The 22,162-nt window shown below is 56.2% G+C and carries 19 protein-coding genes; 11 read left to right on the plus strand and 8 right to left on the minus strand.

Annotation, left to right across the window (positions count from 1 at the left end):
* Nucleotides 1-36: 36 nt before the first annotated feature.
* Nucleotides 37-1,626 (plus strand): ABC-F family ATPase, encoded by a 1,590-nt coding sequence (locus INT20_RS07020; RefSeq protein WP_192528245.1) that lies wholly within the window; start codon nt 37-39, stop codon nt 1,624-1,626.
* A gap of 42 nt (nt 1,627-1,668) precedes the next feature.
* On the opposite strand, the gene INT20_RS07025 is transcribed toward INT20_RS07020, so the two are convergent.
* The 6 genes from INT20_RS07025 to INT20_RS07050 all read right to left on the minus strand — a co-directional run bounded on the left by INT20_RS07025 (nt 1,669) and on the right by INT20_RS07050 (nt 7,210).
* Nucleotides 1,669-2,274, minus strand: a complete 606-nt coding sequence (locus INT20_RS07025; protein WP_192528244.1) for a cell division protein ZipA C-terminal FtsZ-binding domain-containing protein — start codon at nt 2,272-2,274, stop codon at nt 1,669-1,671.
* 162 nt (nt 2,275-2,436) lie between these two features.
* A complete protein-coding gene (locus tag INT20_RS07030) occupies nt 2,437-3,555 on the minus strand; it encodes an alkene reductase (protein WP_192528243.1) in 1,119 nt (372 codons plus the stop codon).
* Nucleotides 3,556-3,769: 214 nt separating this feature from the next.
* Entirely contained in the window at nt 3,770-4,141 is a 372-nt protein-coding gene (locus INT20_RS07035; protein WP_192528242.1) for a hypothetical protein, read from the minus strand.
* A gap of 144 nt (nt 4,142-4,285) precedes the next feature.
* The gene (locus INT20_RS07040; RefSeq protein ID WP_192528241.1) at nt 4,286-5,026 is read right to left on the minus strand and encodes a sulfite exporter TauE/SafE family protein; all 741 of its coding nucleotides are present in this window, start codon (nt 5,024-5,026) and stop codon (nt 4,286-4,288) included.
* An 11-nt stretch (nt 5,027-5,037) separates the two neighbouring features.
* Nucleotides 5,038-5,718, minus strand: a complete 681-nt coding sequence (locus INT20_RS07045; protein WP_192528240.1) for a transglycosylase SLT domain-containing protein — start codon at nt 5,716-5,718, stop codon at nt 5,038-5,040.
* 73 nt (nt 5,719-5,791) lie between these two features.
* On the minus strand, nt 5,792-7,210 hold the full coding sequence (locus INT20_RS07050; protein ID WP_087110930.1) for an aminotransferase-like domain-containing protein: 1,419 nt from the start codon (nt 7,208-7,210) through the stop codon (nt 5,792-5,794).
* 236 nt (nt 7,211-7,446) lie between these two features.
* Here INT20_RS07050 and INT20_RS07055 point away from each other — a divergent pair, with 236 nt between their 5' ends.
* The 4 genes from INT20_RS07055 (at nt 7,447) to INT20_RS07070 (ending at nt 12,240) form a co-directional block, all read left to right on the plus strand.
* The gene (locus tag INT20_RS07055; protein ID WP_192528239.1) at nt 7,447-8,862 is read left to right on the plus strand and encodes an APC family permease; all 1,416 of its coding nucleotides are present in this window, start codon (nt 7,447-7,449) and stop codon (nt 8,860-8,862) included.
* Nucleotides 8,863-8,892: 30 nt separating this feature from the next.
* Nucleotides 8,893-10,344: an NAD-dependent succinate-semialdehyde dehydrogenase gene (locus INT20_RS07060; RefSeq protein ID WP_192528238.1), complete on the plus strand. Its 1,452-nt coding sequence runs from the start codon at nt 8,893-8,895 to the stop codon at nt 10,342-10,344.
* Between the two features lie 11 nt (nt 10,345-10,355).
* Nucleotides 10,356-11,627 (plus strand): 4-aminobutyrate--2-oxoglutarate transaminase, encoded by a 1,272-nt coding sequence (gene gabT, locus INT20_RS07065; protein ID WP_192528237.1) that lies wholly within the window; start codon nt 10,356-10,358, stop codon nt 11,625-11,627.
* 310 nt (nt 11,628-11,937) lie between these two features.
* Entirely contained in the window at nt 11,938-12,240 is a 303-nt protein-coding gene (locus tag INT20_RS07070; protein ID WP_192528236.1) for an antibiotic biosynthesis monooxygenase family protein, read from the plus strand.
* A 25-nt stretch (nt 12,241-12,265) separates the two neighbouring features.
* On the opposite strand, the gene INT20_RS07075 is transcribed toward INT20_RS07070, so the two are convergent.
* Nucleotides 12,266-13,192, minus strand: coding sequence for a 1,4-dihydroxy-2-naphthoate polyprenyltransferase (locus INT20_RS07075; protein ID WP_192528235.1), 927 nt, complete (start codon nt 13,190-13,192; stop codon nt 12,266-12,268).
* A 152-nt stretch (nt 13,193-13,344) separates the two neighbouring features.
* On the opposite strand from INT20_RS07075, the gene INT20_RS07080 reads away from it, so the two are divergent.
* The 4 genes from INT20_RS07080 to menH are packed head-to-tail and all read left to right on the plus strand — an operon-like array spanning nt 13,345 to nt 17,791.
* Nucleotides 13,345-13,845: a DoxX family protein gene (locus INT20_RS07080; RefSeq protein ID WP_087110942.1), complete on the plus strand. Its 501-nt coding sequence runs from the start codon at nt 13,345-13,347 to the stop codon at nt 13,843-13,845.
* Between the two features lie 16 nt (nt 13,846-13,861).
* Nucleotides 13,862-15,256 (plus strand): isochorismate synthase, encoded by a 1,395-nt coding sequence (locus INT20_RS07085; protein ID WP_225733896.1) that lies wholly within the window; start codon nt 13,862-13,864, stop codon nt 15,254-15,256.
* Nucleotides 15,257-15,261: 5 nt separating this feature from the next.
* Nucleotides 15,262-17,034: a 2-succinyl-5-enolpyruvyl-6-hydroxy-3-cyclohexene-1-carboxylic-acid synthase gene (gene menD / locus INT20_RS07090; protein ID WP_192528234.1), complete on the plus strand. Its 1,773-nt coding sequence runs from the start codon at nt 15,262-15,264 to the stop codon at nt 17,032-17,034.
* Nucleotides 17,024-17,791 (plus strand): 2-succinyl-6-hydroxy-2,4-cyclohexadiene-1-carboxylate synthase, encoded by a 768-nt coding sequence (gene menH, locus INT20_RS07095; protein WP_192528233.1) that lies wholly within the window; start codon nt 17,024-17,026, stop codon nt 17,789-17,791. The genes menD and menH overlap by 11 nt, the downstream gene beginning before the upstream one ends.
* Nucleotides 17,792-17,810: 19 nt before the next feature.
* On the opposite strand, the gene INT20_RS07100 is transcribed toward menH, so the two are convergent.
* Complete coding sequence (locus INT20_RS07100; RefSeq protein WP_192528232.1) at nt 17,811-19,280, minus strand: anion permease; 1,470 nt, start codon at nt 19,278-19,280, stop codon at nt 17,811-17,813.
* Nucleotides 19,281-19,623: 343 nt separating this feature from the next.
* On the opposite strand from INT20_RS07100, the gene frdA reads away from it, so the two are divergent.
* Both frdA and INT20_RS07110 read left to right on the plus strand, forming a co-directional pair.
* The gene (gene frdA, locus INT20_RS07105; protein ID WP_192528231.1) at nt 19,624-21,411 is read left to right on the plus strand and encodes a fumarate reductase (quinol) flavoprotein subunit; all 1,788 of its coding nucleotides are present in this window, start codon (nt 19,624-19,626) and stop codon (nt 21,409-21,411) included.
* Nucleotides 21,408-22,160, plus strand: coding sequence for a succinate dehydrogenase/fumarate reductase iron-sulfur subunit (locus tag INT20_RS07110; RefSeq protein WP_192528230.1), 753 nt, complete (start codon nt 21,408-21,410; stop codon nt 22,158-22,160). Before frdA ends, INT20_RS07110 begins: the two co-directional genes overlap by 4 nt.
* Nucleotides 22,161-22,162: the final 2 nt, after the last annotated feature.

Consider the following 22,162-nt stretch of genomic DNA (forward strand, 5'->3'; position numbering starts at 1 on the left):
GTACGCGCAATTACTCCGCTAACCAGGGTCACCATCTTGATCGCAACCGCCAATATCACCATGCAGTTCGGGGCCAAGCCTCTGTTCGAGAACGTCTCCGTCAAATTCAACAACGGCAATCGCTACGGGCTGATTGGCGCTAACGGTTGCGGCAAGTCGACCTTTATGAAGATTCTGGGTGGCGAGCTTGAGCCAACCTCCGGCCAGGTCATGCTGGATAACAGCACGCGGCTGGGCAAGCTGCGCCAGGACCAGTTCGCCTATGAGAATGAGCGGGTCATCGACACCGTGATCATGGGCAATACCGAACTTTGGAAGGTTGCTGCGGAACGCGAACGTATCTACAGCCTGCCGGAAATGAGCGAAGAAGATGGTATGGCCGTGGCCGACCTGGAAGTGCGTTTCGCTGAGCTGGATGGCTACACTGCCGAATCCCGTGCCGGTGAATTGCTTCTGGGCTTGGGGATTCCCATCGAGCAGCATACCGGCCCAATGAGTGAAGTGGCTCCCGGTTGGAAGCTGCGCGTGCTGCTTGCCCAGGCACTCTTTTCAGACCCTGATGTATTGCTGCTCGACGAGCCTACCAACCACCTGGATATCAACACGATCCGTTGGCTGGAAGATATTCTGACGGCGCGTAACAGCACCATGATTATCATCTCTCACGACCGCCACTTCCTGAACAGCGTATGTACGCATATGGCGGACCTGGATTATGGTGAGATCACTCTGTTCCCGGGTAACTATGACGACTACATGACGGCAGCAACTGCCGCGCGTGAGCGTCAGCACTCGGATAACGCCAAGAAAAAAGCCCAGATTGCTGAGCTTCAACAGTTTGTTAGCCGCTTTTCGGCGAACGCCTCGAAAGCCAAGCAGGCCACCTCGCGGGCGCGCCAGATCGATAAAATCAAGCTCGAAGACATCAAGCCTTCCAGCCGGGTAAGTCCGTTTATCCGCTTTGACCAGAACAAGAAGATTCACCGTAATGCGGTCAATGTTGACGCGATTACCAAAGGCTACGATGACGGTGCGCCGCTGTTTGAGCGCTTCTCCATGACCGTCGAAGCCGGTGAGCGTATTGCGATCATCGGCCCCAACGGTATAGGCAAAACGACCCTGCTGAAAACCCTGGCAGGTGATCTGCGCCCCGATAAAGGCGAAGTGAAGTGGACCGATGCGGCCGAAGTAGGCGTCTTTGCCCAGGATCATGCCGACGACTTTGCCGTCGATATGACACTCTTCGAGTGGATGGGACAGTGGACCCAGGGTGGCGAGCAGGTCGTACGCGGCGCGCTGGGGCGCATGCTGTTCTCAAGCGACGATATTGGAAAGTCCATCAAGGTCATTTCCGGTGGTGAGCAGGGGCGCATGCTGTTTGGCAAGTTAACCCTGACCAACCCCAATGTACTGCTGATGGATGAGCCGACCAACCACCTGGATATGGAGTCCATTGAGGCGCTAAACCTGGCGCTGGAAAACTATCCTGGTACGCTGATGTTTGTCAGCCACGACCGCGAGTTCGTGTCGTCGCTCGCCACACGTATTATCGATATGCAGCCCGACGGCATTGTCGACTTCAGCGGCAGCTATGACGATTACCTGCGCAGCCAGGGCGTGGTGTAAACAGCGCACTCATCAACGGCTAAGGTATTGAGCGTGAACTCATCAGCCGATAATGGTGGCGTAGGTCGCTTCCGTTACCGGCTGGTGGTGGATATCCAATACATCCGCGTTTAAAAGGCTGCCTACTTCTTTGGCAAGCTCCACATACACGTGCATCTGCTGATTACGGCGTTTGTGCAGCGGTGGTTTAACGATCAAGCTGATACCCCGAACCGCTTCAGTGCCTTGCTCATCCCGGTACAAGTCGGGCAGCTCACCCGGCAAAAAAGCATTCGTGACGGTGATGGGGTTGGCAGGCTGTTGGCCACTAATCAAAAACACGTGCTTGAGCGAATCGTACTGGGCATTATGGCTTTTCAGCCACTCGGCCAAACGCTGGTCAGTACTCTCTCCCGGCTGATTAAAAAGAATAAACAGCGAATGCTGTTTAAACGTTTGGGCGGGCTTAGCTGCTGCTTCTGGCTCAACGATAGGTTCAGGCGTTGGCGGGGTTGCGGCGGCTTTAGCCGCTATTTTGCGTGCGATAGCGCGGGCGCGCCGACGCTTATGCCAAGGCACCACAATGTAGATAAAAATAGCGGTAGCAATGCCAGCCAGTAGCAATGAGGCCACAGAAAGTAGTAATACAGTGGTGTTATTATTATCCATCGGCATTCAAACCTGTTTAAAAAGCAGCGGTAGTTATGACGTTTAAGTGAACTGGTAACCAGAATTTGTATATTAACAGCGTTCTAGCACTAAGATATATGCAAAAAGCACCACACAAGTGGTGCTTTTTGCTGTTATGAACACGCAATTTACGTCGGCATATTAACCAATACGATCATAACCGTTATCCATAAATGGGTAATCGGTATAGCCTTTCTCGTCGCCACCGTAGAAGGTGGCGTGATCAGGCTCATTCAATGGTGAGTTCTTATAAAAACGCTCAGCCAGGTCGGGATTGGCGATATACGGACGGCCAAAGGCGGCGGCTTCCGCATTACCTGAATCGAGCAGGGCCTCGGCACGTTCGGCGTTATAGTTACCGCAGTAGATCAGGCTGCCGCTAAAGCGCTCACGCATCTGCTCGCGAAAACCGTCAGGGAACTGAATGTCGCCACCGGCCCAGTTAGGCTCGTTAAGATGCAAATAGGCAAGGCCACGCTTGGAAAGCTGATCCGCCATATAGAGCGCCATCGCTTCAGGCTCGTCGTCGGTTAATCCAAACAGCTCGATAAACGGCGTCATACGAATGCCAACTCGGTCAGCGCCAAATACGCCAACAACGGCATCGACCACTTCCAGCGGGAAGCGCGCACGGTTTTCCAGCGAGCCACCGTATTGGTCGGTACGCTGGTTAGTGCCGGTGGCCAGGAACTGATTCAGCAAATACGCATTGGCCGCGTGCACTTCGATCATGTCGAAACCCGCACGCTTGGCACGCACCGCCGCTTGGCGGTAGTCATCCACAATGCCGGGGATCTCGTCGGTTTCCAGCGCGCGCGGTGTGCTGGTGGGGTGCTGGCCTGCGCTACCGTCTTCAAACTCAACAAAACACTGGGCGCCTTCACCTTTAAGCGCACTGGGCGCGACCGGCTGTTCGCCATTGGGTTGCACCATCTCGTGGGAAACACGCCCAACGTGCCAAAGTTGCAGAGCAATTCGGCCACCTTTGGCATGCACCGTGTTGACGACCTCCTTCCAGCCCGCTTCCTGCTCATCGGTCCAAATGCCTGGGGTGTAGACGTAACCACGGGCAGTGGGAGAGATATTGGTTGCTTCACTAATAATCAGGCCTGAACCAGCCCGCTGCCCATAGTAGGCTTGCTGCAGTTTGCCAGGCACGCTATCCGGTGTGCGTGCGCGAGTGAGCGGCGCCATGATGACGCGGTTAGGAATCGACAGACTACCGAGTTGGGCCGGGGTAAAAAGTGCTTCAAATGCCATTCAGCTAACTCCTGTTGCGTGCACTGCTTCAAAGTGATGACAGAATAGACCAGTTTACTAGTAAGCGCCAACCACTCTTCTGTGTGGTTTGTTATGAGGCCACCAGGCACAAAACAAAACCCCACCTTGATAAAGATGGGGTTTGAATGACTCATTGATGGCGCAGTCGATTAACAGCGTGGCGGACTAATGAAGTGTCTGAGTAGTGATGTACTCAATCTCGTTGCCAAGGCCAGCGCCGCTTAGGAGGCATGACGATTAGCTGAAGGGCATTGTTGAGCGGGAGCATAATCGCGGCTAACTGCCGGTGGCAGATAGCGCTACTGAGTACACCAGGGCACTGTTTCAGCAGTAGCTCGCACTGTTGGGCGGCGAGAAAAATTTGCTCAACTACCTGAGGGGAAAATAGCGGTTTGGCCTCTTTGCAGCAGCGGTTAAGTTCTCCGGCCAGCATCGAAAGCATCCCTGTATCCAGCCAGCAGGGCAGCGGGTCGTTTAGGCGGCCTGCAATTGAGTGTTGAATCGCCTCGAACGAGGTTCGTAAGAACCCAAGAGTTTGGCGAAGCTGTCGCTGCTCACTGGTCATGTCATTTGCCTGCACTTCGTCAACAAGTCGTCGATAAGAGAAAGAGAGTGTTTCTCATTTTCATCTATCGAGACGATAGCGCCAGTTAATGGAGGTGTCAATAAATGGTATGCGCCTTAATGTACTCACGCCGGAACGGTCAATTTACTGACTCAACAAATATGCCCCCTGGGCAAAATAGAAAATGCCAATACCGGTCACAATCCAGCGTGTCCATGTACGGAAGTTGGCATCGGTAAGGCGATGTAACACATGTGTCCCTACTTGAGTGCCCAGGATAGCCAACGGCGCAGCCAGCAATACCATGCCCCAATCCCCAGCGCCCAGTGCCAACGCAGCACTCAGGTAGAAGAGAATCTTAATACTATGGGCGACCACCTGAATCATTGCTTTAGTGGCCACCACTTCACGACGGTCCATTCGAGAGCGTACAAAGAAGATATCGATCAGTGGTCCGGACACCCCAGCGGCAATGGTTAACCCACCCGATGCCATGCCGCAAAGCAGTGCGTGGCTCGTTCGGTTGGCGTTGAGATGGAACCAACGTTTGGGCATCCACACCAGAATGGGCATCAAGCCAATTAACAGTGACACCGTGGCGGCATTAGCACTATAGCCGAGCAGCATCAGTAGCCCGGCGGCGCTTATTACGCCTAGCGTCATAAACGCGACCGTTCGCCAGACAATAAACCGCCGCGATAACCATGCCCGCGACCCGTTAGCGGTCAGTTGAATGGCCCCATGCACGGCCATGGCACTGGCCGCCGGGAACGCGAGCAGCAGAAACCACATCAGTACCAGCCCGCCCGCCATGCCGAAGATACCCGATAACATCGAGGTAAAAAAAACTACAAAAACAAAGAACGAACCGATTAGTAGGGACATAATAAAACTTCTTAGCTACGGCAAAAGGGCCAGACTTGATAAAAGCGGCGGCATTGAAACTCGGCTTCACAGGCATTGAGCTGGGATTGATAACGGTTTGTGCGAGTGACGATTTGCCGTGCTGCGTTGATTACCTGAGGCTTATTTCGGTACGTGCCACGTCGATACCCGCCTGCGCCCTCGTGGTAGGCGTAATAGAGATGCTCAGGATTGGTTAATGAAATGCCAGCTTGTTGCTGAGATCGGTGGTTGTACCAGCCGATGAAGTCGGTGGCGTGCTTCATGCTGGTGCGGCGCGCAAACAAGCTACCTGCCTGCTCCCGGTACTCTCCCCATACCGGGTCTTGCGCTTGGGCATAACCTTTTGCCGAAGAGGGGCGGGGGCCGGGGATAAAGCCCAGGTAATACTTGCGGTCAGGACGAATGTGGCTTTTAAAGGAAGACTCCTGCTGAATAAACGCCATTTGTGTCGCAATGGGTGTTCCCCACTTCTCCTGAGAGTCGCGCGCGTAGTCGTACCAGGTGGGCTGTTCGCGGAAAATTTCGCAAATATTACTCTGGTCTTGTGGTGGGTTGGGGGCAAAGGTCGCACAGCCAGAGAGCAGCAGAACGATGCCTACCAGTCCCCAGGTGCGTAATATTATGCACCAAGATAAAGTCGCAGCGGAAAAACTATCAACAGGGCGCAGCATGATGAGTTCCTTGTGGATAATATTGTCGTCACTGACTTTTTTATGATTATTAATATCAGGCTTTTATAAGCGGCTAGGGTAACAGGTTTTCCAGACAGCGGCGCAGCCGCTGCGCCTCGCGGGCCAGCGTTTCACCTGAAAGCATACCCACTCCCATTACCAAGCCAGCGCGTGAATCATTCGCGGCGCATACCGGACTTAAAGGACGCACGATCAAATGCTCCTTAAGCAGCGCTTGGGCAAGCTGTACGTCATCAATAGGCGGTTCAAATTCTACACACAGGCTGATGGCACTACTGGGCGGTGAAATACGCTTCACTTGCGGCAAGGTACGCAGTTGATCATGCATCACCTGCTGGCGGCCTAGGTAGTCGCGCTGAATACGGCGGCACCAAGCGTCAAGATCACCATCGAAGATAAACTGGGCAAGCACCGCCTGGTCCAGCATGCGCCCCTCACGAAACAGCTCGCTACGCAGACGATTCATGGGTTCGGATAGTTGACGCGGTACTACCAAATAGCCCAGCCGTAGTCCGGGGAACATCATTTTGGAAAAAGAGCCAACCAAAAAGTGACGCTCAGACTGTGGATCAAACAGCAGATTGGTATGGTCGTCGCGGCTGAACTCGTAATCATCTTCAATGATGTACGCAGGCGCTAATGCATCGCATAGGCGCTGCTTGTCGTGGGCACTGGTAGGCACACTGAGCGGATAGTGGTGGGAGCCAGTGAGATAAGTAAGCTGCACAGGGCCAGACGTTGCGGGCAGGCTATGGCCCTGGCCGGGCTGCCACGGCAACATTTCAATGTTTAAACCCGCGGCGGTAAATACGTTGCGTGCCCCCCAGTAGCAGGGCGATTCCATTACCACGGTATCCCCAACATCCGCCAAGGCCATGGCGCACAGTTCAATACCGTTGTGCGTACCATCGGTAATAATAATTTGATCAATGTCGCAGCGAATATTGCGCCAGCGTTCCAGAAAATCACGTATCGCACGCTTTAACGGCCCATAGCCGCCGGTCGAGTAGGAGAGCAGCAAAGCGTTTTGCGGCACGGTCACGCTGGCATACAGCTGGCGCCACTTACGCATGGGGAATTGGGCGATATCCGGGATGCCGGGCACAAAAGCCCCGCTTTGGATAAGGCTGGCTCCTGGGCCTTGGAGCACTTTCTGTGCGCGTTGGGAAAGTGGACGCTCCTGAGTAAAAACAGCAGGTTTGGTTGCTGGTTTGCGGGACCAGGTGCCTTGGCCGTGGGCCGTTTTAAGCAAGGCTTCGTTAAGTAGCGTATTGATCGCTAATGCCAGTGTCTGACGGGCGACACCTAGGCCTTCCGCTAGCTTGCGGTGAGCCGGTAAGCGCATCCCCGCAGGCCACTCCTGGGTAATCGCATAGCGCAGTGTCTGTTCGATACGCACCTGCTTGCTTAGCCGTTCGGGCTGGAGTGCATAAAGATGCACAAGTTGGTGCACGACCTGTTCACGCTCCATGAAAAGCTCCTTTACCTCCTCCAAAAGCCCTAATAGCGCAAGCTTTCAAACGATTAACGCGAGTCAATTGCGCACCAAGCTGGTGCGCGTGAAAAGTGGTCTAGTCAAACACGAAAGTGGTGTGTACGCGTTCTGCGTCCAGCCTGCTAGCGTGTTTAGATACCGTTGAAACGGCATCAGGATACTGCGCCATAGAGCGCCAACGACAACATCCAATAACCTGCAGGAATCTTGCCATGAACACTCCCTCTTCTGAACAGGATAAGCTCGTACGGGTACTCGCCCGTGGCGATGTATTGGCACTCGCCTTTGGAGCCATGATTGGCTGGGGCTGGATCGTTCTTACCGGCACGGCGATTCAATCGGCTGGCAGCTTGGGCGCTATTCTAGCCTTTATCGTGGGCGGTTTAGCCATTGTACTCGTGGGCCTGACCTACGCCGAACTCGCCTCCGCCATGCCCAAAGTGGGCGGCGAGCACGTTTATAGCTATCGCGCTCTGGGTCATTTGCCCTCCTTTTTATGCACCTGGGCGATCATTCTTGGCTACTTAAGCGTGGTGGCGTTTGAAGCCGTCGCACTGCCCACGGTTATCGAACACTTAGCGCCTAACTACGCCGTCGGGCACCTGTGGACGATTGCCGGCTGGGAAGTAAAAGCCACCTGGGTGGCCGTAGGTGTGGGTGGCTCGCTTGCCATGATGCTGATCAACTACTTTGGCGTTACTACCGCCTCGCTGGTACAGAAAGTCGTTACCGGCATGATTCTCCTGGCAGGCGTGATGTTTGTGACCGGTGCCTTGTTTGAAGGCGAAACCATCAACATGCTGCCGCTTTTTGCCCATGGCGATAACGGTACCGTAGCCGGAATCATTGCAGTGCTGGTCATGGTGCCCTTTCTGTTTGTGGGTTTTGACGTGATTCCCCAGGCCGCAGAAGAGATCAATCTGCCTTATAAGGCCATCGGCAAGGTGCTGATGCTCTCGGTCATTCTGGCGGTCGTGTGGTATGCGCTGATCATTCTGGCGACCAGCCTTGCGCTTGACAGTTCTGAGCTTGCCGCAAGCTCCTTAAGTGTACCGGACGCCATGGGCGCGCTATTTAACGCTCCCTGGGCCAGCAATCTGATGGTCATGGCCGGTATCGCGGGTATCATTACCAGTTGGAACGCGTTCTACATTGGCGGCTCGCGGGCCATCTATGCGCTGGCTAAAGCCGGCATGCTGCCGGCCCCCTTTGGCAAGCTGCATCCACGCTATAAAACGCCTACCAATGCTATCTTTCTGATGGGCTTTCTTTCCTGCATCGCGCCATTCTTCGGCCGCCCGGCGCTAGTGTGGATCGTTAACGCCGGAGGTCTAGGCATCGTGATCGCGTACCTCTTTGTAGCCATCTCCTTTATGGTGCTGCGCGTTCGCGAGCCGGATATGCCGCGACCGTTCCGCATCCGTCACGGCAAGCTTTGCGGCACCCTGGCCATCATTCTGTCCTTCGGCATGGCCTGTCTCTACTTGCCGGGCAGCCCGGCCGCGTTGAGTGGTGCAGAGTGGAGCATCTTCGCTGGCTGGTCGGTACTGGGCATCGCGCTGTATATCCATGCGCTCTTCACCTATGGCCGCGCCTATAGCGACCGACACATGATGGCGGATCTGTAAGCCGTCCTACGACATTCACAGGAGCATTGCATGAGCTTTATCGAACAGTGGTTGCACGAAGCCGTCCCCGCCCTGGTAGGCGGCGAGTGGCGCAAGGGCACAGAGACCTTTGCCGTGGATAATCCTGCCACCGGCGAAACCATCGCCCGTGTGGCAGAGCTTGGCGCGGAAGATACCCGTGATGCGGTCGCCGCTGCTTATGAAGCAGGTAGCGCTTGGCGCGCCACCCCGGTCAAGCAGCGCTCAGCCCTGCTGCGTCGCTGGTTCGAACTGATCATCGAGCACGCCGATGATCTCGCCCGCTTGATGACGCTTGAGCAGGGCAAGCCGCTGGTAGAGGCCAAGGGTGAAGTCACTTACGGCGCCTCGTTTATCGAGTTTTTCGCTGAAGAAGCCAAGCGCATGGCCGGGGAAACCCTGCCTAGCCACGGCGCCGACAAGCGCTTGTTAGTACTGCGTGAGCCGGTCGGCGTTGTTGCTGCGATCACGCCGTGGAACTTCCCGCTGGCAATGATTACCCGCAAGTGCGCCCCGGCTCTTGCCGCCGGCTGCACCGTGGTGATTAAGCCCGCTGAAGCGACGCCCTTAACCGCACTGGCGGCGGCTTATCTGGCGCTGGAAGCGGGCCTGCCCGCGGGCACCATCAACGTGGTGACCGCCTCCAAACCCGCAGAAGTCGGCGAAGTGCTGACCACCGACCCACGCGTGCGTAAGGTGTCGTTTACCGGCTCCACGCCGGTGGGCAAGCGTCTGCTGGCCCAGTGCGCCAGCACCGTGAAGAAGACCGCCATGGAGCTGGGCGGCAACGCGCCGTTTATCGTGTTTGACGATGCCGATGTGGACGCTGCGGTGGACGGTGCTATCGCTTCCAAGTTCCGCAATGCCGGGCAAACCTGCGTGTGCACCAACCGTTTTCTGGTCCAGGACGGCATTTACGATGCGTTCATCAGTAAGCTCACCGAGCGCGTGAAAGCGTTGAAAGTAGGCGATGGTCTGGCAGACGGCAGCGTGATTGGTCCGCTGATCAATCAGGCCGCGGTCGATAAAGTGCAGCACCACGTGGACGACGCTATGCACAATGGCGCCCGCCTTATGTGCGGCGGCGAGCCTCATGCAGCCGGCGAGCGCTTCTTTACGCCTACGGTACTCGCCGATGTGACCACCGCCATGGCCGTGGCCGATGAAGAAACGTTTGGCCCCGTCGCGCCCGTGTTCCGGTTTACGCGCGATGAAGAGGCCATCCAGATGGCCAACGATACGCCGTTTGGCTTGGCAGCCTACTTTTACGCCACTGACTACCGCCGTATTTGGCGCACCATGGAAGCGCTTGAGTACGGCATGGTTGGCGTTAATGAAGGCTTGATCTCGACCGAGCTGGCGCCGTTTGGCGGCGTGAAGGAGTCTGGCCTTGGCCGTGAAGGCTCCCATCACGGTCTCGATGAATTTACTGAATTGAAATACGTCTGCGTCGGCGGCTTATAAGGGGAATGAACATGACTAATCACGAACTGAACGAACTCAAAAACCGCTATGTGGCCAACGGCGCAGCGACCCCGAATACGGCCTTTGCCGAGCGTGCTGAAAACGCCGAGCTTTGGGATGCCGACGGTAACCGCTGGATCGACTTCGCGGGCGGCATCGGCGTGCTCAACCTGGGTCATCGCCATCCGAAAATCGTTGCCGCCGTTGAAGCGCAGTTGCACAAGGTCATGCACACCAGCGCTGCGGTCATCTCCTACGCGCCTTATGTGCAGTTGTGTCAGAAGTTGTGTGAACTGACCCCGGTACGTGGCCCTGAACGTAAAGCCATGCTGGTCAACACCGGTGCCGAAGCGCTGGAAAATGCCGTGAAAATCGCCCGCGCCGCCACTGGCCGCACCGGCATCATCACTTTCGATGGCGCCTTCCACGGCCGCACCATGATGACACTCGCTATGACCGGCAAGGTGCTGCCCTACAAGAACGACTTCGGCCCGATGCCGAGTGACGTATTCCGCGCCCCGTTCCCGAACCCGCTGCACGGCATCAGCGAAGAAGCGTCACTTGATGCCATTCGCACGCTGTTCAAGACCGATATCGCCCCGCACCGCACGGCGGCGATCGTGATTGAGCCGGTACAGGGCGAAGGAGGTTTTTACATTGCCTCACCGGATTACCTGAAAGCGCTGCGTGCGCTGTGCGACGAACACGGTATTCTGCTGATTGCTGACGAAGTGCAGTCCGGCTTTGCGCGCACCGGCAAGCTGTTTGCGCTGGAACATAGCGGCATCGAGGCGGATATTCTGACGACTGCCAAGAGCCTGGCCAACGGCATGCCGCTGTCTGCCGTAGTGGGTAGTGCCAAGGTGATGGATGCCTCTGGCCCCAACTCGCTCGGCGGCACCTATAGTGGTAACCCGCTCTCCTGCGCCGCGGCGCTGGCGGTCATTGACGTGATCGAGGAAGAAAATATCCTTGAGCGCAGCGCGCAGATGGGCCGCCTGCTGGCTGAACGTTTTGGCGTCTGGGAAGAGCGCTTCCCCTCCGCGGCGCACGGCCGCCAGCTGGGCGCCATGGCCGCGTTCGAGCTTTTGGATAGTAACGGCAAGCCCGACACTGCGATGACCCAGCAAGTTTGTGCGAAAGCGCGCGAGAAAGGGTTGATCCTGCTTTCCTGTGGCTTCTATGGCAACAGCATCCGTATTCTGGTGCCGTTGACCGTGTCGTCCGAGGTGCTGGAAGAAGGCTTAAGCATTATCGAGCAGTCGCTGGAAGCGCTTAGCTAATACGCCGCGTTAGGTATCTATAGCCTGCCCCCGCCAACAGCATTCGCTTGCTGGGGGACGGGCTAGGGCATCAACAAGCGACAGCCAATCCACTGGCTGCCGCCTGCCGATCAGGCAACGAGAAGGTTAATCCAGCACTTCAAGCTTGTTGGCATCCGCTGGTGTTGGCAGATAATAGAGCGTGGGCACTATCAGCAGCGCAAGCAGCTTTCTTCAAAAGCCTAAGCTGTTCGTTACTTGATGGTGACGTTACCATCAAGTTGTCGCCGGGTAACTAACTTGGCAGGATCAACCCAGCAGGAGAGTTGTCATGTATATCGCCATGAACCGTTTTCAGATTGCCCCAGGCCGCGAAGAGGATTTTCTAGAGGTGTGGCGTAAGCGTGATTCGCACTTGAGTGAAGTACCCGGCTTCAAGCAGTTCAAGATGTTGCAGGGCGCAAGCCAGGAAGAGCACACCGTATTTATTTCTCACAGTGTATGGGAGTCGGAAGCGGCTTTCCGCGCCTGGACCCAGTCAGAGGCGTTTCGCAAGGCTCATGCGGGCGCCAAGTCACCGGAAGGTATCTATCTGGGCCCGCCCAAATTTGAAGGGTATGAGGTCGTGCTTTAAGCACGGGGCAAGCGGCTTGGCCTCTTTAATAGAGCGCCAGGCCGAGCGAGAGCAGTACACTGTAAATCAGCGTCGATAGCGCGGTTTTTTTCAGCATGCCGGTAAGCGTTTCACCGTCGGTGGTGTGGTGTAGCGTTCTGGCAGCGTCTGTTAACGGTTTGGCAACCAGCAGGCAGCTCCAGCTAAGCCAGGGGGCGGGCAGTGCGACCAGATAAATCACGGTGAGCAGCAGCGCCATTGCCAGCAATATCCAGTGGTAGGTAATGGCGTTAGCGCGGCCCAAGCGCACCGCCAGGGTGATCTTGCCGTTGCGCGCGTCGCTTTCGATATCGCGCACGTTATTCACGTTCAATACAGCGGTTGCCAGTAACCCGCAAGCGGCCGCGGGCAGTAGTGTAAGCCCGTCCAGTTGTTGTGCATGCAGGTAGTACGTGCCGAGTACCCCTAACAAGCCGAAGAAGATAAAGACCGCAATATCTCCCAGTCCACGATAGCCATACGGCGTACCGCCCAGCCCTACGGTATACGTGACCGCGGCCAGCAGCGCGGCAGCACCCAGAAGAATAAAGATGAGAATGGACGCCCACTGATTGCCAAAAGCCGTCAGCAGTAGCAACAGCCCACACAGGGCGGCAACGACTGCCATCACCACCATTCCACCGCGCATAGCGCGAGGGCTCAGTAACCCTGACGAGACAGCGCGAACAGGGCCTATGCGCTGGTGATCATCCGCTCCCGTCGCCGCGTCGCCGTAATCATTCGCCAGGTTTGAAAGCACTTGCAGGGCAATCGCCGTTAGCAGGGCAAGTAGTAGCACGCTCGGATTAAACCCCTGTGCGTGCGCCGCAAGGCCTGAACCAAGTAGGATAGAGGCGCATGCCAAGGGAAGCGTACGAGGCCGGGCCGCTAATAACCAAACCTGGAACGGGCGGTGCTTGTCGGGTTGATCCATTGCTTGGGTGTCCTGGTCGTGATGACGTTAAATGACTAAAAGGGCGTGCGTGTCACTGTATTATTAAGTGCTAAAAAGCAGACCTGCGTCAAAAGAAGCAGCGGTGTCTTATCGCAAACTATTGTTAATCCCTCTTAACAGGAGTTAATTTGATGATCGGCGACTTATTTAGACAAAGCAAATATGCAGCGCTTGTTTGGCTAGCCTTCCGGCTTTATCTTGGGATTACTTGGCTCAGTTTGGGAATCGGCAAACTGACGGGCGGTTTTGATGCGCAAGGGTTCCTGAGTAACGCGGTGGCGAATCCTGTGATGCGGGAAGGGAGCATGGTGTATCCCAACTACGTTGCTTTTTTGGAGCATTTTGCGCTGCCCTATGCGGGTATGTTTAATGTGGTGATCCCACTGGGCGAAATACTCGTGGGGTTGGGCTTGATCGTGGGGGTGCTGACCTCCTTTGCAGGCTTCTTCGCTATTGTAATGAATATGTCGTTTCTGATGGCGGGTACGGTCTCCACCAATCCATGGATGATTGCGTTAACCTTTTTCTTACTGGTAGCGGGCGCGAACGCTGGCCATTTTGGGGGGGACCGTTGGGTTCTGCCCTATATCAAGCAGAGGCTGGGCATTGCGCGCCGCATCCGGTTTACCTGAGACGCGGGGCCACTGATTGTCTGAACATATGCGCTGGGTAACAGGCAGCAGCGTCGCTTACGGGTTGGCGCATATGAACAGCCAAAGCGCTGTCGCTGAGCTTATGGACCGGCTTGATGCATTGTCTGTGTCGTCCCTTCAGGGTGTTATACGTCTGAGCGTGCCTTACCGCGTTGATAGCCTGATGGGATGGTTGGAAGCGCAAACGGTTTTTCCGCGCGGCTACTGGAAAGCGCGTGACGCCGGTGCACCTGAGTACGCTACGTTAGGTGTGGTCAGCGCGGCCGACTCGCTTGAGATGCTGCAGGCCGACCTTGCCAAACTCGCGACCTTGCCAGGTGAGCAGCCGGACTATTTCGGCGGTATGGCGTTTGATGCTACATCACCCGGCTGGGCGCATTTCAAAAACTGCTGTTTTATATTGCCGCGTGTTGAGCTCAAGCGCTCACAACAGGGGACGCTATTGACGCTCAATCTGCGTTTTGACGACCGCTGCGGCGATCACGAAATAGCCGAAGCCCGCGCCTTTTTAGCCAGTCTCCAGCAAGAACAACCGCTACCCCCTCTGCGTCCGCATGCCTATTTACGTTATGACGCCCCTGCCCAGCAGGCGTGGTCAGCATGGGTGTCCCAAGTGACCCACGCTGATCAGCTGTGCCATACGCCCAAAGTGGTGTTATCACGAGAGACACGCTTGGTCATCGCGGACGACGCATCGAAAACACCCTCGCCCTGGGCACTGCTGGGCCGCTGGCAGGCAGAGGCGGCGGCGTGCTTTCAACTGGGCATTCAGTGGAATTCAGAGACCGCCTTTATCGGTTGCCCACCGGAGCGCCTTTATCAGCGAGAAGGTACGCAGCTGGTAACCGAGGCGCTAGCAGGTACCACTCATCGTGGCGCTGATGCACAGCAGGACCAATACCTTGCCGAGGCACTGCTGGCAGATACGAAAAATAGCCTGGAGAACCAGTGCGTTTATGAGGATATTCTTGCCCGGCTTGAGCCCTTGTCTCACGTTGTTCAAACCGGGGAGGCCCATGTTCTCAAGCTGCGCTCTGTGCAGCATATCCGCCGCCTTATTCATGCTGAGTTACATCACACGGTGACGGACCAGGCGCTGCTTGCCAGTTTGCCGCCTACTCCAGCGGTAGGCGGTGTTCCTCGCGCATTGGCGCTGGCGTTTATTCGACAGCACGAACGCCACCAGCGGGGCTGGTACGCCGGTGTGTTTGGCCGGGTGAGCCTGGCCAGTACGGAGCTTGCGGTGGCGATCCGGTGTGCTCATATCGGCGCTAATGAAATTCGCCTTTATGCCGGTGCGGGCCTTGTCGCGGGCTCTCAGCCTGATGCAGAGTGGCGCGAGCTGGACAACAAAATTGCCGACATTATGTCGCTGCTCAACATGGGGTAATACCAATGACCGCGAACGCCATGCCGCGCGGCTTTCCGCTTCAGCACGCTACCTTTAACCATGTGTGGGCCGCGCTGCTGCTTGAGGAGCTTTACCGCTTGGGCATGCGCGACATTGTGCTGGCGCCTGGCTCGCGCTCGTCGCCGCTCACCATGGCGGCCAGCGAGCATGCCGGACTTCGCTGCCACTGCCATTTTGACGAGCGTGGCCTGGCCTTTATGGCACTGGGTCTTGCGCGCGGAAGCGGCCGCCCGGTAGCGGTTATCACCACCTCGGGTACGGCGGTTGCCAATCTGTATCCTGCCGTTGTGGAAGCCAAATTAATGGGTGTGCCGCTGGTAGTGCTCTCAGCCGACCGTCCTATTGAGCTACTGGATAACGGCAGTAATCAGGCTATCGACCAGCGCGATATCTTTGCTCGTCATACCGTGGTGCATCACGACCTTCCGCCCCCAGGCCCTGAACTGAGCGCCGCGTTTCTACTCAGCACTATTGATCAGTCCATTGATCAACAGCAGCGTACGCCAGGCCCTGTGCATTTTAACTGCCGCTACCGCGAGCCTCTTTACCCCGGCCACCAGAGAGAGGATGCCTCGGATTATCTGGCGCCTCTCGGAAGCTGGTTGGCCTCTTCAGTGCCGTGGAGCCAGTGGGTATCCAGTACGCAAGCGCCTGTGTTTTCTACCGAGTGGGCAGATTTTTCGTGTCAGCGAGGCGTTATCGTGGCGGGATGTATAGATGACCCGCACCAGGCGCAGCAGGTGGTGACGTTATCACGTCGATTAGGCTGGCCACTGTTGGCGGATCTACAAAGCCAGATACGTTTTGACCGCCAAAACGTGATTCATTTTGACCTGGCGCTGCACGATCCACATTTTGTCGAGGAGTTGGAGCGGGCCGATGTGTTGCTGCAATTTGGTGGGCGTCTTATCTCCAAGCGCCTGACGCAGTTTATTGCTCGCCATTCGTGGCAGGATGTTTGGCTGGTGGACTCGCGCCCCCAGCGGCTCGACCCTGATTACAGCGTTAAGCGCCGCTTCGTTTGCCCGCCCGAGGCTGTGGTGGCCGCGCTTGAACCTGAAAATAACCATGAGCGTGAGACTGGGACAGGTGCTGAGCGCACGCCTTGGCACCAGCTTAACCAGTGCCAACAGCGCATCAGCGATATCGTGAATCAACGCTGTAACACCTTTTCAGAGCTGGGCATTTGTCATCGGTTGTTGCAGCAGGCAGCCGGGCAGCTGTTTGTCGGTAACAGTATGCCCGCAAGGCTGATGAACATGCTGGGTACGTACCGCACAGCGCCTTTGCGGGTATTTACCAACCGCGGGGCTTCCGGTATCGATGGGCTGATCGCCACGGCCTACGGCGCCAGTGCTACCAGTGACCAGCCCACCACACTGATCGTGGGCGATATCAGCGCGCTGCATGATCTTAATAGCTTGGCGCTGTTGAAGCAGGCCGTTCAACCGCTGGTGGTGATCATTCTTAACAATGACGGCGGCAGCATCTTTCATATGCTGCCAGTGCCTAAGGAAGGTGAGCTACTTGAGCATTATTTCCGTCAGCCACACGGTTTGAACTTTGAGTACGTGGCGCAAATGTTTGGGCTTGCCTACGCTGCACCTGGCTCGCTGGAAAGTTTCGATGCGGCCTATGCCCGAGCCTTGGAAAGTGGCGTTACACTGATTGAGATTAACGTGCCGCATCAGCAGGTTGCAGACGATCTTGTGGCGCTGGCGGCAACGCTGGGTAGGCTCGATAACCATGAAGACTGAACATGAAGAGCACGCCCAGCCATGCCCAACGCTGGTTATGCTGCACGGCTTGTTAGGTGATCGCTACGATTGGGCGGAGGTCATCGCCGCGTTGAAAGATGTGCCGTGCCTGGCGTTGGATTTACCGGGCCACGGCCAAAATCACCAGGTGGCGGTCAACTCTTTCTCCGCTTTTCATCACTGGCTAACCGATACGTTGGCCGCGCAGGATATTCGCCGCTATTGCTTGCTGGGCTACTCGCTGGGAGGGCGTTTGGCGCTTGATCACGCCAGCCGCCAACCTGCGGGGCTTGAGGCGCTTTGGCTGGAGAGCGCTCATCCAGGCTTGCCGGAAAGCGAGCGCGATGAGCGTATTGCTCATGATGCACGCTGGGCACAACGTTTTGCACTGGAACCTCTTGAACGCGTGCTTACCGACTGGTATCGGCAATCCGTCTTTGCTGACCTTACGCATACGCAGCGAGCGCGGCAGATTGAACGACGGCTGGCCAATCATGGCCCGTCCGTGGCGACAATGCTGCGAAGCACGTCGCTCGGCAGGCAGTCATCTCAGTGGCCGTGGCTGGCTGAAACGTCACTTCCCATTGGTTACTTTTCAGGTCGGCAGGATACTAAATTTCATGCACTTGCCGACCGCTTGGCTAACGTAGCCCCTCGTGTGCACCTTATGGCGCTGGAAGGTGGGCATAACCTGCATACAGAGCAAGCGAAAAGCATCGCCGAACCGATTAGCCGATGGTATCAACGCCTCGGCTAAACGGCTCGCTCACCTGGATTCAGTTAATCAACAGCAGCCACGGCAAACCGATAGCCAGCCAGGCCACTAAGAACAGCAGACCAAAAATAGCCCCAAGCCGCCAATAAAGGGCGCTTGGCAGATAGCCGCTGCCATAGTAAACCGGGCTTGGGCCGGTGCCGTAGGGAGTAATAATGCCCATAAAGCCCAAGGTGGGGAGCAGCAGCAGGATAAACATCTGCATATCCAACCCTGCAATACCGGAAGCCGCCGCCAGCATCACCGGCAATAGGGCGGTAACGTGGGCCGTGACGCTGGCAAACAGGTAGTGCAGGAGATAGAAAATCACCGTGAGCGCCACCATCGCCATGACGGGGTTAAAGTGACTGATTTGTTCACCCACCATGCCACCAAACCAATTGACGAACCCGACCTGGCTCAGCCCGCCTGCCAGCGCCACCAGTGTTGCAAACCACACAAAGGTATTCCAGGCAGCTCGATTGTCGAGGATATCGTTCCAGCTCACGATGCCGGTCAGCAGCATGCAGCAAATCACCACCAGGCCTACCAGGGATGCGGACACAACATCGCCCGCAAAAATCCACAGCAGTAGCGCAGTGACGACCATGATGACCAGCAGTATCTCGTTGCGAGTAAGCGCACCCAGTTTGTTCAGCTCATCCCGCGCCCAGTTGGACACTTCTTCACCGGCTTTCACTTCTGGCGCGCATAGCCAGTAACAGAGCAGTGGGACCAGCAACAGCAGCAGAATGCCAGCGGGCGCTACGGCGATAAACCACTGCCCCCAGTTAATATGGATACCGGTAGCGCTTTCTGTCAGAGCAATGGCCAGCAGGTTGGGGGCAAGCGCGGTTAGAAACAGCGAGCTGGTCACACAAGTAGAGGTGATCGCTGTCCACATCAGAAAACTGCCCATGCGTTTCATGCTGGGGTCATTGGGCAGGGAGTCGTAAAGTGGTGGTAGATTGCGAATGACTGGATAAATGGTGCCCCCGCTACGCGCCGTGTTGGAAGGTGTAAAAGGCGCCAGCACCGCATCGGCGATCATTACCGCGTAGCCCAGCGTTAATGTGCGCTTGCCCATGGCCTTGACCAGCCAAAGTGATATGCGCCTGCCAAGGCCGGTTTTTTCATACCCCAGCGCGAACATAAACGCGCCAAAAATTAGCCATACAGTCGAGTTGGTGAACCCCGAAACTGCCCATGAAAAGGCCTGGTTGGCAGCATTAAAGCCTTCGGTTGCTAGCTGTTCGGGTGAAAACAGCACCCAACGGGAGAGCAGTGCCACCAGAGTCACGCCGATTAACCCAATGACCGCGCCTGGCAAGGGTTCAAAAATCAGCCCAACCACACAGCCCAGGAAAATAGCGAAGAAGTACCAAGCGTGAGGTGCAACCCCCTCAGGCGTGGGTATCAACGCAACGATAATGGCCACTACAAGCGGCGCCAACAACTTCCAGTCAAATGCCGATTGCACGCTACTGTTCATATCAAGCTGCCCCCTCTTATTGGCTGCGAAAGCAGCCGAATCTCTTCACTGCTAACGCTGTTGATTTTCATCTGCTTGCGGTTACATACATTGCAGAGAATGGCGATAGCGACTAATAGTTAAAAATTGTAGTTGGAATTCTTTATTAAAATTAATAAATGAGAAATTAAACTTAACTACTCTTGTTAAAGCATCGCCTGTCTTAAAGGTGCATTTCTTGATATGCGTCAATAGAGCCTGGCATGCGGGGATAGCACGTACCTGGAGTGTGATAAGTTCAAAGACACCGCATCGAAGCGTGTCGTCACTACCGCCTTTGGCCTGGCTACAGAAAGGGAGCATCATGCAGCATCGAGATTTCGATATCGTGATTGTGGGTGGAGGCGGCGCAGGCTTGCGTGCCGCTATCGCCGCGGCAGAAAGCGCCAAGGCACAGGGCATTTCTCAAAGCATCGCACTGATTTCCAAGGTCTATCCTATGCGCTCCCATACCGTTGCTGCTGAGGGTGGTGCGGCGGCGGTAACCAGCGAGGAGGATACGCATCAGGCACATTTTGACGACACTGTGTCGGGTGGCGACTGGCTGGTTGAGCAAGGCGTGGTGGATTATTTTGTGCATCATGCCTACCAGGAGCTGGTGCAGATGGAGCGCTGGGGCTGCCCCTGGAGCCGCAAGGAAGATGGCAATGTGCAGGTACGCCGCTTTGGCGGCATGAAAACCGCACGTACCTGGTTTGCCGCCGATAAAACCGGCTTTCACATGCTGCATACCCTGTTTCAAACCTCGCTCAAATACTCCCAGATTGAGCGCTTCGATGAGTATTTCGTCCTTGATCTTGCCGTGCATGAAGGGGCTGTCATTGGCGTCATTGCTCTTCAAGTGGCCACCGGCGAGCTTATTCTGCTGCGCGCCAAAGCCGTGGTATTGGCAACAGGAGGTGCCGGGCGCCTGTTTCGCTTTAATACCAACGCAGGGATCGTGACCGGCGACGGGATGGCGATAGCCTATCGCCACGGCGTGGCGCTCAGGGACATGGAGTTTGTTCAGTATCACCCCACGGGCCTTCCCGGCTCCGGCATTTTGATTACCGAAGCGTGTCGTGGTGAAGGCGGTATCTTGCTTAACAAAGATGGCTATCGCTACCTTCAGGATTACGGGCTGGGCCCGGAAACCCCACTGGGCAAGCCCGAAAACAAGTACATGGAGCTGGGCCCTCGCGATAAGCTCTCACAGGCCTTTTGGCAGGAGCAGCAGGCGGGCCGCACCGGCACCTTTGGCGATAGCGATGTGGTCTATCTAGACCTGCGCCACTTGGGCGAAGCCTACCTTCTTGAACGCCTGCCCTTTATCTGCGAGCTGGCCAAATCCTACATTAACGTTGACCCGGTCAAAGAGCCGATCCCTATTCGCCCAGCGGTGCACTACACCATGGGCGGTATCGAAACCAATCCCCACTGTGAAACGTCGGTTGCCGGGCTTTATGCGGCGGGCGAATGCGCCTCTGTTGGTTTACATGGTGCTAATCGCTTAGGCTCAAATTCGCTCACCGAGCTGTTGGTATTTGGTCGTTTAGCGGGGGAGCAGGCAAGCCAGCTCGCGGCGCAAACCGAGTGGGCAGACATGCACCTTTTGGAAACCCAGGCTGCCCATCAGCAGGCAAAGCTAGCGCATCTTTGTGATGGTGAGGGCAGCGGCGAGACTTGGGTGACGCTTAAGCATGCCATGGTGCAGGCCATGGAGAGTGGCTGCGGTATCTATCGTACCGAAGAGGGTATGCGGCAGTCGTTGGAGACGATTCGTGAACTGCGGGCGCGCTACCAGAAGATTCGTGTCAACGACACCAGCAAAATATTCAACACAGAGTTGCTTGAGTGCATTGAACTTGGCTACGGGCTGGATATTGCCGAGGCATCTTGCCTTGGCGCACTGGAGCGGCGTGAGTCCCGCGGCGCTCACCAGCGCTTGGATGACGGCATGCAAACGCGCGATGACGTTAACTACCTCAAGCACAGCCAGGTGTTTTATCAGGGCGATGCACACGCTAGGTTGGCATGGCAGGAAGTTGACGTGCGTTTTTCCGCGCCCGCAGAACGCACCTACGGGGATGCGTCCAAGGGAGGCAAGGCATGAGTACTCAGCAGGTATCCACCCGGCGCATCAGCGTCAAACGCTATTTACCCGACAATTCTACCGAGCCCTATTGGCAGGAGTATGAGCTGCCAGTCGACGACAGCACCTCATTGCTGGATGCGCTGAATCACATCAAAGAGCAGCTCGACAGCACTCTGAGCTACCGCTGGTCGTGTCGCATGGCGATCTGTGGCTCCTGTGGCGTTATGGTGAATGGCGTCCCCAAGCTTGGCTGTAAGACCTTCCTGCGCGACTTCGACGATGAGATCCGCATTGAACCATTGGCGCACTTTCCCGTGCAGCGCGACTTGGTGGTTGATATGGAGATATTCCTCGATCACCTGGCCGCCGTTAAGCCCTATCTGATAGACGACAATCCGGTAAAGCCCTTTGATCCGAAGGCGCCAGAAACCTATCGACAGTCGCCCAGACAGCTTGCCCGTTACAAGCAGTTCGCTAACTGTATCAACTGTGGGCTTTGCTACTCCGCTTGCCCGCAGTTTGGGCTTAATCCTGAGTTTATTGGCCCAGGAGCCATTGCACTGGGGCACCGCTATAACCTGGACAGCCGGGACCATGGCAGCACGCAGCGAATGGCCGAATTGAACCGCCATGAAGGTGTGTGGAGCTGCACCTTTGTGGGCTTTTGCTCAAAGGTGTGTCCCAAGCACGTTGACCCAGCGGCGGCTATCAATCAGAGCAAAGTGGCGTCCGCTAAGCACACGCTAATTGCGCTGTTTAAGGGCTAGGA

Source organism: Halomonas citrativorans (assembly GCF_014898005.1).
Taxonomy (GTDB): Bacteria; Pseudomonadota; Gammaproteobacteria; order Pseudomonadales; family Halomonadaceae; genus Vreelandella; species Vreelandella citrativorans.

What these genes read in the sequence shown, in the direction of transcription:
- INT20_RS07050 (WP_087110930.1), bottom strand. Translation starts at nt 7,210, where the DNA reads ATGGAGCGTGAACAGGTCGTGCACCAACTTGTGCATCTTTATGCACTC.
- INT20_RS07080 (WP_087110942.1), top strand. Translation starts at nt 13,345, where the DNA reads ATGATCGGCGACTTATTTAGACAAAGCAAATATGCAGCGCTTGTTTGG.
- INT20_RS07035 (WP_192528242.1), bottom strand. Translation starts at nt 4,141, where the DNA reads ATGACCAGTGAGCAGCGACAGCTTCGCCAAACTCTTGGGTTCTTACGA.
- INT20_RS07110 (WP_192528230.1), top strand. Translation starts at nt 21,408, where the DNA reads ATGAGTACTCAGCAGGTATCCACCCGGCGCATCAGCGTCAAACGCTAT.
- INT20_RS07060 (WP_192528238.1), top strand. Translation starts at nt 8,893, where the DNA reads ATGAGCTTTATCGAACAGTGGTTGCACGAAGCCGTCCCCGCCCTGGTA.
- gabT (WP_192528237.1), top strand. Translation starts at nt 10,356, where the DNA reads ATGACTAATCACGAACTGAACGAACTCAAAAACCGCTATGTGGCCAAC.
- INT20_RS07100 (WP_192528232.1), bottom strand. Translation starts at nt 19,280, where the DNA reads ATGAACAGTAGCGTGCAATCGGCATTTGACTGGAAGTTGTTGGCGCCG.
- INT20_RS07055 (WP_192528239.1), top strand. Translation starts at nt 7,447, where the DNA reads ATGAACACTCCCTCTTCTGAACAGGATAAGCTCGTACGGGTACTCGCC.
- INT20_RS07025 (WP_192528244.1), bottom strand. Translation starts at nt 2,274, where the DNA reads ATGGATAATAATAACACCACTGTATTACTACTTTCTGTGGCCTCATTG.
- INT20_RS07075 (WP_192528235.1), bottom strand. Translation starts at nt 13,192, where the DNA reads ATGGATCAACCCGACAAGCACCGCCCGTTCCAGGTTTGGTTATTAGCG.
- INT20_RS07040 (WP_192528241.1), bottom strand. Translation starts at nt 5,026, where the DNA reads ATGTCCCTACTAATCGGTTCGTTCTTTGTTTTTGTAGTTTTTTTTACC.
- INT20_RS07030 (WP_192528243.1), bottom strand. Translation starts at nt 3,555, where the DNA reads ATGGCATTTGAAGCACTTTTTACCCCGGCCCAACTCGGTAGTCTGTCG.
- menD (WP_192528234.1), top strand. Translation starts at nt 15,262, where the DNA reads ATGACCGCGAACGCCATGCCGCGCGGCTTTCCGCTTCAGCACGCTACC.
- INT20_RS07045 (WP_192528240.1), bottom strand. Translation starts at nt 5,718, where the DNA reads ATGCTGCGCCCTGTTGATAGTTTTTCCGCTGCGACTTTATCTTGGTGC.
- INT20_RS07070 (WP_192528236.1), top strand. Translation starts at nt 11,938, where the DNA reads ATGTATATCGCCATGAACCGTTTTCAGATTGCCCCAGGCCGCGAAGAG.
- frdA (WP_192528231.1), top strand. Translation starts at nt 19,624, where the DNA reads ATGCAGCATCGAGATTTCGATATCGTGATTGTGGGTGGAGGCGGCGCA.
- menH (WP_192528233.1), top strand. Translation starts at nt 17,024, where the DNA reads ATGAAGACTGAACATGAAGAGCACGCCCAGCCATGCCCAACGCTGGTT.